The following is a 15,194-nucleotide window of genomic DNA, read 5'->3' as shown; positions in this document are numbered from 1 at the left end:
TCACTCCCTGATGTGTTTGAGGTAAACCGACTCGAGATCAGAGTGGGAGATGTCCTCCGTTCTGAGCTCCTCTGCAAGGCGGCCGCGTTTCATGATGCCGATGCGGGTTCCGGTTTCCTTGGCGCGGAACAGGTCGTGCGTTGCCATAAGAATGGCAGCCCCGCGTGCGCTCATTTCGGAAAGCAGCTGCGCAAACTCGTTGCCCGCTGAGGGATCGAGGCCGCTTGTGGGCTCATCGAGCAACAGGGCCCGGGTGTCGCGGGCTATCGCCATGGCGATGCCGACTTTCTGCCGCATCCCTTTTGAGTAGCCGCCGACCGGGCGCTTCGCGGCGTCAGCCGGCAGTCCGGCTTCAGTTAGGCATTGCAGCAGCTGTTCATCCGTCATGAATTTTCCGGCAAGTCCGGTGAAAAACTGAAGGTTTTCAAGGCCGCTCAGCGACGGGTACAGCGACAGGTTTTCGGGGATGTAGGTGATGAGGCGCCGGGCTTCATCGGGCTGCTTTGCTGCCTCTATACCGTTCACCAGAGCAACTCCGCCCTCCGGGCTTATAAAGCTCAGAAACAGGTTGATGGTTGTTGTTTTTCCGGCGCCGTTGGCTCCAAGCAGACAGTACACCTCGCCGGGCTTAACGGTCAGGTTCAGGTCTTCAAGGGCTTTGTGCGTGCCGTACATTTTGGTGAGTCCGCGTGCTTCGAGCATGGTTTTCTGTTTTTTATGATGGAGTTTTGTTGATGGGTAGGGGATGTCAGCTGAAGCGCTCGCGTATGAACGCAAAATTCACCCGAACAGCGGAAACCGTTCCGGAGTAGGCGGCGTGAATGACCTGACCGTTACCGCGGCTGCATACATCCCCGATGGCAAGCACGCCCGGCACGGTGCTTTCATACTGTTCATTCACCTCTATAGCCCCTCGGTCGGTGAGGTCGCAGCCCAGCTGTTCGGCAAGCGAGGCGTGATACCGAAGCGTACCGGGCGCATAGCAAGTCTCAAACAGATGAGGCTCTGTCTGCTCCCTCGTGCGGATGCGCAGTGCACCGGGTTCGCCCTCAATCTTATACACCGTTTCATAGCTGACCTTTATGCCGTTGCGGGAAAGCAACTCAAGCGCTTCGGCCGGAAAGTTCACCGGCTCCCCCTGTGAAAAATAGGTGATGTCGCCAGTCCAGTTCGATATGGTTGATGCCATGGAAAGCCTGGCAGCGCCCTGCCCGATCACGGCCGTTTTCCGGTTCCGGTTTTCCCAGCCGTGACAGTACGGGCAGTGATAAACGCCGTTTCCCCAGAGGTCTTCCAGCCCCTCAATACCGCTGAGCAGCTCATCGGTGAGGCCTGTTGCCAGAATGAGGAAGCGCGTCTGGTACTGCTGCCCCTCAGCTGTTTGAACAGCAAAACCATTTCCGGACGGCGCGGCTGATGCGATTTCACCCCGCTTCATATACAAAAACTCCTGGTACTCTTGCAGCTGTTCTCTTGCAGCTGCGGCGATTTCCCGGGGGTTTTGCCCGTCCCGCGAGAAGAAGTTGTTTGCCGATGGCGACCTGCGGTTGCGGGGCAGGCCTGCATCAATCACCAGCGTTTTACGCATACAGCGGCCAAGGCTCATAGCGGCGGACATCCCCGCAAAGCTGCCTCCTGCGATAATGGCATCGTAGGTACCGGAGTCCGGCGCTTCAGCGAAACTTTCAAAGACGGCCTGAGCCGGGATACGCTGCCCGGTAAACGGAATCTGGAACAAAGCGCCAGCGCCGAGCAGGCCGGTTTTAAGAAATGACTTTCGGTTCATAGCGGTAGTCAGGTTGTAGTTAGGGCACAGCCAAGTGCAACAAAGTTTCAGTTTGTGAATATATCTCCGCGCACCCTCACACGCAACTCACTTGCATTTATTTACGATTGGGCGAACCTCAGCACCGCTCATCCTAAAGTTTTCCTGCTGTTTTGAAAAAGCTAAGGCTGTGCAGTACCTTAAGGCATGATTCCTCAACAATTTCGTCAAATTGCTCAGCAGGTCTCCGATTATCTCGGAACTTCCGTCGGCATCTCCGAAAACCTGCTCCACAGCCTGCTCGTTATTCTGGTACTGCTGCTGCTTCGCTATGTGTTTATCGCGCTGGTTTACTGGAAGAGCAAGTCTCCGGCCGTACACTACAATTTCAAGCGCTTATCCACGCAGGCCTTTTTTGTAATCGGTATTTTCCTGATCGGTAAAATCTGGTTTGAGGGGTTTCAGTCCATTGCTACTTTTCTGGGTCTGCTCTCGGTCGGCCTTGCGCTTGCCCTGCGGGAGCTGCTCACCGACCTTGCCGGGTGGATTTACATCATCGTGAGGCAGCCCTTCGAAATGGGCGACCGTATCGAGGTTGCCGGGGTGAAGGGTGATGTGATCGACAAGCGGCTGTTCACCTTTTCCGTCATTGAAATCGGAAACCGCGTTGATGCGGAGCAAAGCACGGGGCGCATCATCCATATCCCGAACAGTAAGGTTTTTAGCGATCCGGTCGCGAATTACACGAGCGGCTTTCCGTTTATCTGGCACGAGCTGCCCGTAACCATCACCTACGACTCCAACCACCGGAAAGCACGCGAACTTTTCGCGCAGGTTCTGGAGAAGCACGCTGAAATTTATGTGCACGAAGCTCAGCAGGCCCTTGTACAGGCGCAGGAAAACTTCATGCTGAAATTCAGCATTCTCACCCCGGCCGTTTTTGTGACCGTCCGGGAAAACGGCATTCTGCTCACGGCCCGCTACCTGTGCCCGGTTCGCAAAACCCGCTCTACGGAACAGGCCATCAGTCTGGATCTGCTTGAAAAATTCAGTGCCGAGCCGGATATCCGCTACGCATTCAGCACTGTGCGGCTGCACGATCAGAGAGGCGGGAAAGAAGCTTAGCAGCAGCAACCACACTTTTTCGATGGAAAAAGTGTGAGATGTTACACTTTTTCGGGGGAAAAAATGTTAGATTAGCGGATATCCGGCATTTTTAACCCAAAGGTTCATGAAACGTCTTGCCCTTCAGTCACTCATTCACTGGAAAAGTAAAGCTTCCCGTAAACCGCTAATTGTACGCGGTGCAAGGCAGGTCGGCAAAACATGGCTTATGAAGCATTTTGGTGAGCTTCACTTTGAGCAGACCGTGTATCTCAATTTTGAGCGACAGCCTCACCTGAAAGGTTTGTTTGATCAGAGCATGAATCCACAGGACCTCATTCGGGCTATCGAAACGGATTCGAACGCTTCCATTACACCCGGACGAACCCTTCTGATTTTTGATGAAATTCAGGAGTGCCCGAAAGCCATCACCGCGCTGAAATATTTTTATGAAGAGGCTGCTGATTACCACATCCTTGCCGCCGGATCACTGCTGGGCGTTGCGTTGCATCAGTCTGTTTCCTTTCCGGTAGGCAAGGTTTCGTTTCTTGACCTGCACCCGATGAACTTCGAAGAATTTCTGCTCGCCTTGGGTCATGATCAGCTTTGCGAAGCACTGAACAGGCTGAATTATCCATTACTTACCGCGCTTCATGACAAGCTTTCCCGGCTGCTGCGCTCATACTATGTTGTTGGCGGCATGCCCGAAGCTGTGCTCCATTTTGCGGCATCAGAGCGGTTTGATGAGGTGCGGGAAATACAACAGGCCCTGCTTCTCACATACGAACAGGACTTCTCAACACACGCCCCGGCTGCGGTGGTATCCCGCATCAGAATGGTCTGGAACTCTGTGCTGAGTCAGCTTGCGCAGGAGCGGCGGAAATTCGTTTATGCGCACATCAAAGAAGGCGCCCGTGCCAAAGATTTCGAAATGGCGCTCGCCTGGCTGACCGACTGCGGGCAGGTCCGGAAAGTTCATGCCATAACAAAACCGCACCTCCCGCTGAAGGCCTATGAAGATCTTTCGGCCTTCAAGCTTTTCCTTCATGACGTCGGCCTTTTGGGTGCTATGGGAAATCTGCCCGTCAAAACGCTGCTGCAGGGAAGTACGGTTTTCACCGAATTCAAAGGTGCGCTGACTGAGCAGTTTGTTTGTCAGGAACTCACAGCTGTTCCGGATTTATCTTTGTATTACTGGTCGGCCAAGAAGGGCGCTGCAGAAGTTGATTTCGTGGTTCAAAAAGAGGAAGACATTATTCCTGTTGAGGTAAAGGCAGAAGAAAATCTCAAGGCAAAAAGCCTGCTGGTTTACCAAGAGCGCTATCAGCCCCGAATTGCTTTGCGGACTTCACTCTCAGTCCACAAAACCTCAGACTGGCTTCACAACATCCCTTTGTACGCCATTGGCTTCCGCTTCAAGTAATCTCGGATTCCGGTGAAGCTCCCCTATCCCACCCATACGCCATGTTCTCAGCCGTAATCCGCGCGAGCCCGCCGCCGGCAAGGCGGCTTACAAGGTGCAGGCTTAGATCGATCCCCGCTGAGATGCCGGCTGAGGTAAAAATGCGGCCGCATTCTGCCGCGACCCAGCGGCGGTTTTCGAAGGTGCGAAGCTGCGGGTAGCGCTGCTGTAGGTCCCGGATATCTTCGTGGTGGGTGGTGCAGCTTTGCCCGTTCAGCAATCCGGCTTCAGCAAGCAGGAAGGCGCCGGTGCAGACCGAAGCAAGGATGCTCCCCCCATCATAAAGCGCCCTGATACCTTCAATCAGCGGGGTGTTTTTGAGCTGTGGTTCGTGCACCCCGCCGGGAATAATCACAAGATCCGGCTGCTGCAGGTCCTCAAGACCTGATGCGGCCGTTACGGTAAAACCCGGACGCGTTTCGACCGGCCCCGCATGTTCAGCCACGAGCTGCGGCCGGAACGCAGGCAGCGGGAGCCCGGCACGTTCCGAAAGCCGGCCTGCGGTGAAAAAAACCTCGAAAGGACCGGCAAAATCGAGCACCTCGGCGCCCGGGTAAACAAGGATGGCAACGGATCTGGTTTTCATGTTTTCGCTTTGGCGCATGCTGCATTTCACGGGTTCGGAAACCGGTCATCGGCTTCAAAAGATTGGTTCCTGCGGTTAAGGCAACGGTTTGCATCACCCTTAAATCCTGCTAATTTCAATGCTATAAAATTATAGTACGAATTCACTTTTTCAGATGAAAAACTTATCGGTTCCCAAAACGCTGCTGCGCTATTTCCTGCAAGGTTTGCTCTACATCGCCCCGCTCGCCATCACTTTTTATATCCTGATTGCCCTGTTTTTGTTTATTGATGGCCTGCTGCGGGTGGCGCTTCAGTCGTTTGTGGGACCCGTGATTCCCGGACTTGGATTTTTGGCCAGCATTCTGGTGCTCATCCTGCTGGGATATTTTGGACAGACCTTCGTCGGGCGTCCGCTCAAAACCTGGCTGGAAGGCCTTGTTGCCAAAATTCCGATTCTGAACATTGTGTACTCGGCTTTTTCAGACCTGTTTTCTTCCCTTATCGGCACCGAAAAGAAATTCAACAAACCCGTTTTGGTGCTGGTGAATCCGGTTACCAATCTGGAAAAAATGGGATTCCTGACCGAAGAGGACCTGCACTTTCTGAATGAGCGCGAAAAGGTTGCCGTCTATTTTCCGCACTCCTATAATTTTTCGGGGGAGATGTTCATCGTACCCGCAACTCAGGTTCGTCCGCTCGACCTGCCTTCCGGGGATGTGATGAAATTCATCGTTTCCGGCGGTGTGGCCGGGTTTGGCAAAGAGCTATCCGATATTGACCGAAGCACCCCCTGAGCTGAGCGGCACAAGCGCAGCGTCTTAATCCCCGATATGCGCCCCGTGACGCGATATTTTTCTTACGGCCTGCGATGCGGTAATCACAAAAGCGGAACGCACCGGCAAACCGGCATGACGCAGCTTACGCACCGCCCATTTGTTGCTGTTCTGAAACAGGTGATAGCGGGGGGATGCCGCATAGAAACGGGAATCGCCGTAGAGGCCGTCACCCAGTATCAGCACTTCGCCTTCTTCAGTCGTGAAGTACCCGGCCACTTGCTGCAACAGCAGCCGGTATCCTTCTGCTGAAATGCGGATTTCAATCCGCTCAAGGTGCTGCAGCGGCAGCCTGCTGTAAGCGGCAAGATGAATCACCGAGCGCGTCGGGAAAAGTCCGCCCTTGATGGTAGTCCAGAGGCCGGGTGAGGGGTCCATATAATAGTCGCGGTCGCCCCAGCCGATTTCGATATAGCGGTGTGATGCGCTCAGATGAAGCCCGGCCGGCATCACCTCTTCAAAGATTTCATCGACAGGTAAAATGAGGCCGACGTGCCAGCCGTGCCGTACCATCTGCACCTCAACCTTTTCGGCATCCGCTGCGGGCGGGAACAAATCCGGGTTGGATGAGGCGCAGGATGCCATCACCGGAGAAAAAAGCACCAAAAGAAGCAGGCGGAAATAGGTGGAGGATTTTTTCATGGGATGGATGAATTGCTGATTTCCGGTTTGGAGGAGGACTCTTTTCGGTGAATGGCGGGCACAGCTGCAAGATGATAAATTTTTGGATGATGTGTGCGCCTCTGAGTTTTTTCTCACTTCCCTGGCATTAAGTGACCTCAACCGCTGTACTTACCGCTTTATTGTATTTGCCGCATCTTAACCTGCCGCGGCTTAATTTAATATTGATATTCGATTATTAAACCGCTATACTTAATCAACTATATAAACAAACGGTAATACACTCTCATGAAACTATTTCTGATCCTTTCCCTCGCGGTACTTGCTTTTGCGCCGCTCACCTTTGCCTCTGACAATCATCCGCAGGATGAACTCTTCGTCGTGCTCACCTCCGGTGATGCCGAAACGCAGATGATGGCTCTCGTTCTTGCCACACAATCCTTCAATCAGGATGTTCCGGTCCGCATTTTACTGTGCAGTGAAGCCGGCGACCTTGCCCTGAAAAACGCCGAATCCCCGGCTTTCAAACCGGCTGACCGCTCTCCGAAGCAGCTGCTGATGAACCTGATGAACAACGGGGCTACGGTTGAAGTCTGCGGCATCTACCTGCCCAACCGTGAGCACCTGAGTGCCGCTGACCTCCTCGAAGGCGTAGGCACGGCACGTCCGCCGGAAGTAGCTGCCTATATGAAGCAGCCGCACGTTCGGTACTTTTCCTTTTAGACACCAAACCCAACCATAACCCCAAAACACCTGCACATTATGACTAAAAACATGGGAACCGCGGATAAAGCAATCCGCATCGTCGTTGCGCTTGTTGTCGCAGCATTATTTTTCACCGGCGTAATCGAAGGCACCCTCGGAATCGTACTGCTCGTTTTTGCCGGCGTGTTTGTGGCAACGAGCGTCATTTCTTTTTGCCCGCTGTACGCACCCTTTGGCATCAAGACCTGCAAAAATTAGCGGGAAACCTGCCTAAAATATTGCCTGACATGAAATTAATACAAAGCCTCCGGAATTTTTCGGAGGCTTTTTTTGTGTAGAAACAACTAAAAATACAATAGCCGGGCTTCACAGGAAATACAGCTCATAGCTGAGCAGCTGTAATAGGTTTAACATGTCTCGCAGGACGTTTTGAAGACAAATCGTGCATGGACTGTAAATTCAGCCAAAACGCAGGAGTTGTATTAAACGCTTCTGACAGCAGCCAGGCTGTTTCCGGAGAAACTCCTCTTTTGCCCCTCACTATTTCATTGACCCGCTGAACGGGTATCCCCAAATGATCCGCCAGCCCTTTTTGGCTAAGCCCCAAAGGTTCAAGATATTCTTTAAGCAGGATGGTTCCGGGATGTGTGCTTATTCTGTTTTTTGGAATCATGATGATTTACCTTTGCTTTTTGGGAAATGATTTAAATATAAGTTTTTAAACTCCGGGCAAGGCTCTCAAAGCTCAGTCTGATACCAATAACTTCTTACCGGTGAATTTATGGCCCGTAACAGTCCGCTCCGCCCCTCTCCCTAAAGCTCTCCGCCATTTAAAAAAGCGCTTTCCGCACTGCATTTCTTATCTTACGGACAATCGGGATCCCTCCGGCGGATTTCCTCTTTTTTTTCATTCAACAAACTTTTGATTTCATGGAACAAGTGAAAACCATCCGCTCGCCCCGCGGTAACACGCTCAGCTGTAAAGGCTGGCATCAGGAAGCCGCCATGCGGATGCTCATGAACAACCTCGATCCGGAAGTGGCCGAACGGCCCGAAGACCTCATCGTGTACGGCGGCGGCGGAAAGGCCGCGCGCAACTGGGCCGCCTACCACAAAATTGTGGAAACTCTGAAACGGCTCGAAAACGACGAAACCCTGCTTGTGCAGAGCGGAAAGCCGGTTGGCGTTTTCCGCACGCACGAAGAAGCACCGCGGGTGCTCATCTCCAACGCACAGCTGGTGCCGAAATGGGCAACCTGGCCGGAGTTCCGCCGGCTCGAGGCGCTGGGGCTCACCATGTACGGACAGATGACGGCCGGATCCTGGATTTACATCGGCACGCAGGGCATTCTGCAGGGTACCTACGAAACCTTCGCTGAATGCGCACGGCAACATTTCGGCGGTACTCTGGCGGGGCGCCTCGTAGTTACCGGCGGACTCGGCGGCATGGGCGGCGCGCAGCCGCTGGCCGCAACCCTCTGCGGCGGGGCCTTCCTCGGGGTGGATGTTGACGAAAGCCGCATCCTCAAAAGAGTACACGACCGCTACTGCGACGACATCGCCTACTCGCTGGATGAAGCCCTCGAAAAAGTGCAAAAAGCCAAAGCGGAAAAACGCGGCTTTTCGGTCGGGCTGGTCGGCAATATTGCCGAAGTGCTGCCCGAGCTGCTCCGGCGCGATGTTCAGATTGATGTGCTCACCGATCAGACCTCCGCGCACGACCTCAGGCTGGGCTACATCCCCGCCGGCATGAGCCTGGAGCAGGCCGAAATGCTGCGGGAAAAAGACTATCCCGCCTACGAAAGCGCTGTGCTCGACAGCATGTGCACCCATATCGACGCCATGCTGGCCTATCAGAAAAAAGGCGCCGTTACTTTTGATTACGGCAACAACCTGCGGGGTCATGTGGCTGACCTGCGCGGCAAATCCGAGGCATTCGACATCCCCGGCTTTGTGCCGGAGTTTATTCGTCCGCTCTTCTGCAAAGGCTCCGGACCCTTCCGCTGGGCGGCCCTCTCCGGCGACCCCAACGATATAGCGGTAACCGACAAAGCGGTGCTCGAAACTTTTCCCGAAAAGGAACACCTCGCCCGCTGGATTAAAAATGCCGGCGAACGCGTGCACTTTCAGGGGCTGCCCTCCCGCATTTGCTGGCTGGAATACGGCGAGCGCGCCGAGATGGGCCTCAAATTTAACTGGCTGGTGAAAAAGGGCAAGGTCAAGGCGCCGCTCGTTATCGGCCGCGACCATCTGGATACCGGCTCGGTGGCCTCCCCTAACCGCGAAACCGAGGGCATGCTCGACGGCTCCGACGCCATTGCGGACTGGCCCCTGCTGAATGCGCTGCTCAACACGGCCTGCGGAGCGAGCTGGGTTTCCCTGCATCATGGCGGCGGGGTGGGCATCGGCTACTCCATCCATTCCGGCATGGTGAGCGTGGCCGACGGCACCGAAATGGCCGACCGCCGCCTGCAGCGCGTACTCACCGCCGACCCCGGCACCGGCGTAATGCGGCACGCCGACGCAGGCTACGATCTCGCCATCGAAACCGCCAAAACCCGCGGCGTGGACCTACCCTCTATCGGGTGAGTTTTTTTGGGTGGATGACGGGTGAAGTTTCCAAAACCGGCCGCAGCTATCTGCCAAAAAAATCCCGATTTCTTTATACATCACGGTTGACGTGTAAAGAAATCCGGGATTTTTTTATATGTGGGAGGGGGCGGGTGTCTAAACCGTTCACATATAGGGCTCAAAAAAAGGAAGGTCAACTTCATAGATAACTTTTGGCTTAACCCCAAGCTCAGCCCGCTGGAACATTTCAACCAGTTTTTCACCATCCACCAATTCTACCTGTGGCGCTCCGTCACGGCTTGCCTCTTTTGTTGCATCTGATGAAAAGGTGCCGGTCGTCATTATGATGCCTTTCTCTGCACGCCCTATCATTGCATTTCTGAAATCCCCAACCTGAGCCCGTGACACGGTTCCTTTGTATCTCTTGCACTGAAACAGCACCTTAAAACTTACAAACGGATTAAGTTCAAGGGTTCCGTACCCGTCGATTCCGCCATCATGTGACTGTCCGGTTACAACTACATTTTCAAATCCGGACTCCCGCAGCAACCGCTGGCATACCTTTTCAAAACCTTGCGGCGTAAGGCTTTGCAATACTTCCAGCAGATCCGTTTTTTCACCTGTATCGGCGCTGCTTCCGTCCTCCTCAGGCAATTCATTCTTTATGTTTGCACCGGATTGCGGCTTCCTCGCTTTTCGGTGAATATCAACCCACTTCAAAAAAATCGCGCGCGACTGTTCCATAGTGAGCTGCGCGGCTTCCCCTTTTGGTGTTAGCGCCCAAATGCCGTGCTTTGAAGAATCAAGACAACCTTCCCAAACAAGATATTGCCGTGCCCATGCAACCTGATTATGAAACTTGCTCTGTCCCGACCGCAACACCTCCTCGCGCTCCTCTTCGGGTACCTTTAAGCTTTCAGCAATTTTATCTGAAACTTCTCTGGGTCTGCCTGAACCTCCAAGTTCACGCAAAGCATCGAGTAATGGCCCAAACCACCTTACAAATTCAGCCTGCGATTTTTTTCTTCTGCTCATTTTTTGACTGTCTGATTTCAGGTTATGGAGTGCTTTTAAACGGCTTAACTGACTTAACTACTAATGAAGGTTATTTTTCAATCTAAATAAAATAACTGAATCCTCATCCCCCCAAAAAATCCCGATTTCTTTATACATCTTCCCTGACGTGTAAAGAAATTCGGGATTTTTTTATATGTTAGTGCCAACCTGTCAACTTTATCTCCATTAATTATGATTCATCTTCCTGATGAATGGATCTGGAAACCGCTGCCGCCGGATGCCGAAATTGAGACAACAGCTGTGCTGCGGGCTACGATTTCCGCACAGCAGTACCTTGCTGAGCTCAAGGGCATTTCGCAGACGATGCCTAATCAAACGATTTTGCTCAGCACGCTGCCCCTGCAGGAAGCCCGTGATTCTTCAGAGATCGAAAATATTGTGACCACGCAGGATGCACTGTTTAAGTCACAGCTGCTGAAAGAGTCGGTAACAGATCAGGCAACGAAGGAAGTGAGCAGGTATGCCGCAGCGCTGGAGGAAGGCTTCCGGCTCATCAAAAAAGACGGCCTTTTAACGATCAGGCATATCATCGCCATACAGAAAATCCTGGAAGACAATCAGGCGGGTATTCGTGCTTTACCTGGCACGCATCTGTCCAATCCCGCTACCGGAGAAATTGTTTTTGTTCCCCCGCAGCACAAAGATGACATCACAAAGGCCCTCGCCAACCTTGAGCAATTTATTAATGATGATGAAATGAGCCGGCTTCACCCGCTCATTAAAATGGCCATCATCCATTATCAGTTTGAGAGCATCCATCGTTTTTATGACGGAAACGGCCGCACCGGGCGCATCATCAATATGATTTACCTCGTGAAGCAGGAGCTGCTCGATATCCCCATTTTGTACCTTAGCCGCTACATTGTTCAGAATAAGCCGGATTATTACAGGCTGCTGCAGCGGGTGCGCACGGATGAGGACTGGGAAAGCTGGCTTATTTTCATGCTGAAGGGCGTAGCTGAAACTTCGCGGGATACCATTCGGGTCATCACTGGCATGCGTGATCTTATGAAAACCTACAAGCTTGGGATCCGGCAGCAGTTCCCGTTTTACAGTCAGGATCTGATCAATCACCTGTTCCGGCATCCGTACAGCAAAATTTCCCATCTGCAGCGCGACCTGAAGGTCAGCCGTCCTACAGCCGCTAAATATCTTGAAGAGCTTTCGCAGGCCGGTTATCTCACAAAATCAAAAGAAGGCCGGGAGAACTATTATTTCAACGGGCGCCTCCTGCGCATCCTTTCCGGCGAGCCCGTCTGATTTCATTTTCCGGGTGTTTCCGGCTTTGCATAAACCGCGGGTTTTGAGTAATCTCATAACTCTGACTTTTTCTGGTTTTAGCCATTCCTATCAACTACTTCTACTAACACAACTGTGAATTTACTCTGCAACCCTAAAAGCAGCCGGTTCCGCCCCGGGCTGCCGTTTTTCCGTGCCGGCACGAGCGCCGGTCTGCTGTTTATTGTGATGACGGGCGGACTCCTGCTTTTCCCCGCTGTAGCGGCCCATGCGCAGCACGGTCATCATCACCATGAGCAGCAGCAGCCTGCAAATACCCAACAGGCGGATCGCGGTGACCTCAGCGAGCTTGAGGCCCTGTACTGGCAGCGGCTCGATGCCTCGCGTCAGAATTTTGTACAGGCCGATGTGGACTTCATGACCGATATGATTGTGCATCACGCACAGGCGCTCATCATGTCGCGGCTGTCGCCCGCTAACGGGGCCTCCCCGGCGGTGCAGCGGCTTTCGGCCCGCATCATCAATGCGCAGCAGGATGAAATCGCGCTTATGCAGCAATGGCTGCGCGACCGGGCTCAGGCAGTGCCGCTTGTGCATTTCGAAGGTATTGAAATGCATGTGAGCATGGAGCAGCCGGCGGGCCACAGCGGGAACGCGCCTCATCAGGACCATGACCACGCTTCTGAGCATCATTCCGGTCACGAAGCCCATCATCATAGTGAGCACGAACACCATCAGCAGCATGCGGAAGGGCACGAAACACATCCCCCTGCAACTGCACACGGACATCACGGGCACGGGCACGGGCACAATCACGACGACATGCCGGGCATGCTCACGCAGGCGCAGCTTGAGGAGCTTGCCGCCGCGCGCGACAGTGAGTTCGACCGGCTTTTCCTCACCTACATGATTGAGCATCACGAGGGCGCGGTGTATATGGTGAATGAGCTGTTCATGGCCGACGGCGCCGGCACCGACCTGGAATCGTACCGGCTCGCGGTGGATATTTACGCCGAGCAGGTTACCGAAATCGCGATGATGCGGCAGATGCTCGAGCGCATGGGCTTCGATGTGCCTGAACCGCTGCGCGAGCTTCAGGAGCAGCAGGCCCGGCTTCGGAACCCGCAGTCCGGCTCGGGCAGCAGCGGAGAGGCGCCTCACCACCACCATCATCACGAAACACCCCCCGCGCCGGAAAACCGGCACGGCAGCGGACATCACCCGCATCACCCCTGATTTTTACTTACTACTCTGCTTTCACTACTAACACCTACGAATCAACTCCTATGACCACTGATACTTTTTCCGCCGGGTTCCGCCGTCTGTTTTCGGCACCGGCATTTTCCCTTGCAGGGCTTTTCCTGCTCGCCGGCTGCGCCGGAATGTCCGCTGATCAGGCCGCTGTGCCGGTCCCCGAGCCGCAGCTCACGCCCATCCATCAGCTCAGCGCCCCCTCCCCCGATCCGCGCGTAGGTCTGGCGCCCGGCCTTTTCGATGCCGAAGAAACCATCTGGAACATGCGGATGATTTCCACCAAGCCTTCGCCCCGCGATTTCATCGGTTCGTTCAACACCGATCTTGCGTTTAAAGACAATTACGCCATTCAGGGCAACTACAACGGCATCATCATCTGGGATATCAGCGACCCGGCCAATCCGGTTTTGGTGAACGAGATTTTGTGTCCGGCTTCGCAGAGCGATGTTTCGGTGTACGGCAATCTGCTGTTTGTTTCGGGTGAAGGTCTTGAAGGCCGCCTCGACTGCGGCACGGAGGGTGTTTCGGAGCGGGTGAGTGAAGAGCGCCTGCGCGGCATCCGGATTTTCGACATCACCGACATCCGGAATCCGGCTTATGTGGCCAATGTGCAGACCTGCCGCGGCTCGCACACGCATTCGCTGCTGATTGATCCGAACGATGACGAAAACATCTACGTGTACGTTTCCGGCTCAGCGCCTGTGCGTCCGGAGGAAGAGCTTCCGGGCTGTTCAGCAGCCTTCCCCGATGAAGATCCTGACTCCGCCCTCTTCCGGATTGAGGTCATCAAAGTGCCGCTCGCCAACCCCGAGCTGGCTGAGATTGTTTCCTCCCCCCGCATTTTTGAAGACCTCACCGCGCCCCCGGTGCACGGTCATGCCCCGACCGAGCTGGCCCAAATTGAAGAAGCCCGCGCAGCCGGTGCCTTTATTGCTGAGATTAACGGCCTTGAGCGGGTGATCCGCGGCGGCTGGCTGAACAGCTTTCTGAACGATATCGCCGCCGAAAACGGGCGTGAAACCCCTACTGCCGCCGACAGCCTGCAGCTGCGCGATGAGCTTCAGGACCGCCTCAATACCATGATGGCCTCCCGCGGCCGCACCGGCCATCACGGGCCGAATCAGTGCCACGACATCACGCTCTTTCCCGAGGTCGGCCTGGCCGGCGGTGCCTGTGAGGGCTACGGCATCCTGCTCGATATCACCGATCCCGCAAACCCGTTCCGGCTTGATGCCGTGGCCGACTCCAACTTTGCCTACTGGCACTCAGCAACCTTCAACAACGACGGCACCGTAGTGGTGTTCACCGATGAGTGGGGCGGCGGCACGCAGGCCAAGTGCCGCGACACCGACCCGATGGAGTGGGGCGCAAACGCCATCTTCACCATTGAAGACGGCAGGATGGTTTTCCAGAGCTACTTCAAAATTCCGGCTCCGCAAACGCATCAGGAAAACTGTGTGGCGCACAACGGCTCGCTTATTCCGGTACCCGGCCGCGATATTATGGTGCAGGGCTGGTATCAGGGCGGGGTAAACATCTTCGATTTCACCGACCCGGCGAATCCGGTTGAGATGGCTTTTCACGACCGGGGCCCCATCACCGATGAGCGGCTGATCGTAGGCGGAAGCTGGTCGATTTACTGGTACAACGGCCTGCTCATCAATTCTGAAATCGCCCGCGGTCTGGATATTTTTGAGATGATTCCGAGTGAGTTCATCACCCAAAACGAGATTGATGCGGCCAACACGGTCAGGCTGCGCTACTTCAACCCGCAGGGTCAGCCCAAATTTGTGTGGCCGGCTTCCATGCCGCTGGTACGGGCGTACCTCGATCAGCTGGAGCGCAACCGTGAGCTCGATATGCTAAGCATTACGGGCATCCGCAGCGGACTGGCGCAGGCCGAGCAGCTGAACGGCAGCGGACAGCGGCAGGCACTGCTTGCCCTGGCCACCGAAGCTGAGGGACTGGCAGCACGATCCTCCAACGGACAAAAAGT

Annotated in this window: 15 protein-coding genes; 9 read left to right on the top strand and 6 right to left on the bottom strand. The window is 54.5% G+C overall.

Annotation, left to right across the window (positions count from 1 at the left end; translation table 11 throughout):
* On the bottom strand, positions 1–702 hold the full coding sequence (locus LAT75_RS08115) for an ABC transporter ATP-binding protein (RefSeq protein ID WP_291482146.1): 702 nt from the start codon (positions 700–702) through the stop codon (positions 1–3).
* Positions 703–748: 46 nt separating this feature from the next.
* Positions 749–1,786: an NAD(P)/FAD-dependent oxidoreductase gene (locus LAT75_RS08110; RefSeq protein ID WP_291482145.1), complete on the bottom strand. Its 1,038-nt coding sequence runs from the start codon at positions 1,784–1,786 to the stop codon at positions 749–751.
* A 186-nt stretch (positions 1,787–1,972) separates the two neighbouring features.
* On the opposite strand from LAT75_RS08110, the gene LAT75_RS08105 reads away from it, so the two are divergent.
* Positions 1,973–2,890, top strand: coding sequence for a mechanosensitive ion channel domain-containing protein (locus LAT75_RS08105; protein ID WP_291482144.1), 918 nt, complete (start codon positions 1,973–1,975; stop codon positions 2,888–2,890).
* 106 nt (positions 2,891–2,996) lie between these two features.
* Positions 2,997–4,292, top strand: a complete 1,296-nt coding sequence (locus LAT75_RS08100; protein WP_291482143.1) for an ATP-binding protein — start codon at positions 2,997–2,999, stop codon at positions 4,290–4,292.
* Here the strand turns inward: LAT75_RS08100 and LAT75_RS08095 are convergent.
* A complete protein-coding gene (locus LAT75_RS08095; RefSeq protein ID WP_291482142.1) occupies positions 4,285–4,917 on the bottom strand; it encodes a DJ-1/PfpI family protein in 633 nt (210 codons plus the stop codon). The two genes, LAT75_RS08100 and LAT75_RS08095, sit on opposite strands and share 8 nt — an antisense overlap.
* 154 nt (positions 4,918–5,071) lie before the next feature.
* On the opposite strand from LAT75_RS08095, the gene LAT75_RS08090 reads away from it, so the two are divergent.
* A complete protein-coding gene (locus LAT75_RS08090) occupies positions 5,072–5,692 on the top strand; it encodes a DUF502 domain-containing protein (protein WP_291482141.1) in 621 nt (206 codons plus the stop codon).
* Between the two features lie 24 nt (positions 5,693–5,716).
* Here LAT75_RS08090 and LAT75_RS08085 read toward each other — a convergent pair whose 3' ends face one another.
* Positions 5,717–6,373 (bottom strand): DUF2459 domain-containing protein, encoded by a 657-nt coding sequence (locus tag LAT75_RS08085; protein WP_291482140.1) that lies wholly within the window; start codon positions 6,371–6,373, stop codon positions 5,717–5,719.
* Positions 6,374–6,640: 267 nt separating this feature from the next.
* Here LAT75_RS08085 and LAT75_RS08080 point away from each other — a divergent pair, with 267 nt between their 5' ends.
* On the top strand, positions 6,641–7,075 hold the full coding sequence (locus LAT75_RS08080; RefSeq protein WP_291482139.1) for a DsrE family protein: 435 nt from the start codon (positions 6,641–6,643) through the stop codon (positions 7,073–7,075).
* 39 nt (positions 7,076–7,114) lie between these two features.
* The gene (locus LAT75_RS08075) at positions 7,115–7,315 is read left to right on the top strand and encodes a DUF2892 domain-containing protein (protein WP_291482138.1); all 201 of its coding nucleotides are present in this window, start codon (positions 7,115–7,117) and stop codon (positions 7,313–7,315) included.
* Positions 7,316–7,439: 124 nt separating this feature from the next.
* Here the strand turns inward: LAT75_RS08075 and LAT75_RS08070 are convergent, their stop codons facing one another.
* Positions 7,440–7,730, bottom strand: coding sequence for a HigA family addiction module antitoxin (locus tag LAT75_RS08070; RefSeq protein WP_291482137.1), 291 nt, complete (start codon positions 7,728–7,730; stop codon positions 7,440–7,442).
* Positions 7,731–7,987: 257 nt separating this feature from the next.
* On the opposite strand from LAT75_RS08070, the gene hutU reads away from it, so the two are divergent.
* Positions 7,988–9,646 (top strand): urocanate hydratase, encoded by a 1,659-nt coding sequence (gene hutU / locus LAT75_RS08065; protein ID WP_291482136.1) that lies wholly within the window; start codon positions 7,988–7,990, stop codon positions 9,644–9,646.
* Between the two features lie 147 nt (positions 9,647–9,793).
* Here hutU and LAT75_RS08060 read toward each other — a convergent pair whose 3' ends face one another.
* Positions 9,794–10,663 carry a restriction endonuclease gene (locus LAT75_RS08060; RefSeq protein WP_291482135.1) on the bottom strand — a complete coding sequence of 290 codons (870 nt, stop codon included), beginning with the start codon at positions 10,661–10,663 and terminating at the stop codon, positions 9,794–9,796.
* A gap of 213 nt (positions 10,664–10,876) precedes the next feature.
* On the opposite strand from LAT75_RS08060, the gene LAT75_RS08055 reads away from it, so the two are divergent.
* From LAT75_RS08055 to LAT75_RS08045, 3 genes are all read left to right on the top strand, one after another.
* Complete coding sequence (locus LAT75_RS08055) at positions 10,877–11,965, top strand: Fic family protein (protein ID WP_291482134.1); 1,089 nt, start codon at positions 10,877–10,879, stop codon at positions 11,963–11,965.
* Between the two features lie 114 nt (positions 11,966–12,079).
* On the top strand, positions 12,080–13,180 hold the full coding sequence (locus tag LAT75_RS08050; RefSeq protein ID WP_291482133.1) for a DUF305 domain-containing protein: 1,101 nt from the start codon (positions 12,080–12,082) through the stop codon (positions 13,178–13,180).
* Positions 13,181–13,230: 50 nt separating this feature from the next.
* Positions 13,231–15,194: hypothetical protein (locus LAT75_RS08045; protein WP_291482132.1), on the top strand; the 1,964-nt coding region annotated here is incomplete at its 3' end.

It is taken from the genome of Cyclonatronum sp., assembly GCF_022565315.1.
Classification (GTDB): Bacteria; Bacteroidota; Rhodothermia; order Balneolales; family Cyclonatronaceae; genus Cyclonatronum.
The sequence above is the reverse complement of the archived record's forward strand: the minus strand, read 5'-3'. Positions and strand labels throughout refer to the sequence as shown.

Bases quoted from the DNA above. Each gene is read 5' to 3' on its own strand.
- LAT75_RS08115 (WP_291482146.1), bottom strand. From the start codon at position 702: ATGCTCGAAGCACGCGGACTCACCAAAATGTACGGCACGCACAAAGCC.
- LAT75_RS08110 (WP_291482145.1), bottom strand. From the start codon at position 1,786: ATGAACCGAAAGTCATTTCTTAAAACCGGCCTGCTCGGCGCTGGCGCT.
- LAT75_RS08105 (WP_291482144.1), top strand. From the start codon at position 1,973: ATGATTCCTCAACAATTTCGTCAAATTGCTCAGCAGGTCTCCGATTAT.
- LAT75_RS08100 (WP_291482143.1), top strand. From the start codon at position 2,997: ATGAAACGTCTTGCCCTTCAGTCACTCATTCACTGGAAAAGTAAAGCT.
- LAT75_RS08095 (WP_291482142.1), bottom strand. From the start codon at position 4,917: ATGAAAACCAGATCCGTTGCCATCCTTGTTTACCCGGGCGCCGAGGTG.
- LAT75_RS08090 (WP_291482141.1), top strand. From the start codon at position 5,072: ATGAAAAACTTATCGGTTCCCAAAACGCTGCTGCGCTATTTCCTGCAA.
- LAT75_RS08085 (WP_291482140.1), bottom strand. From the start codon at position 6,373: ATGAAAAAATCCTCCACCTATTTCCGCCTGCTTCTTTTGGTGCTTTTT.
- LAT75_RS08080 (WP_291482139.1), top strand. From the start codon at position 6,641: ATGAAACTATTTCTGATCCTTTCCCTCGCGGTACTTGCTTTTGCGCCG.
- LAT75_RS08075 (WP_291482138.1), top strand. From the start codon at position 7,115: ATGACTAAAAACATGGGAACCGCGGATAAAGCAATCCGCATCGTCGTT.
- LAT75_RS08070 (WP_291482137.1), bottom strand. From the start codon at position 7,730: ATGATTCCAAAAAACAGAATAAGCACACATCCCGGAACCATCCTGCTT.
- hutU (WP_291482136.1), top strand. From the start codon at position 7,988: ATGGAACAAGTGAAAACCATCCGCTCGCCCCGCGGTAACACGCTCAGC.
- LAT75_RS08060 (WP_291482135.1), bottom strand. From the start codon at position 10,663: ATGAGCAGAAGAAAAAAATCGCAGGCTGAATTTGTAAGGTGGTTTGGG.
- LAT75_RS08055 (WP_291482134.1), top strand. From the start codon at position 10,877: ATGATTCATCTTCCTGATGAATGGATCTGGAAACCGCTGCCGCCGGAT.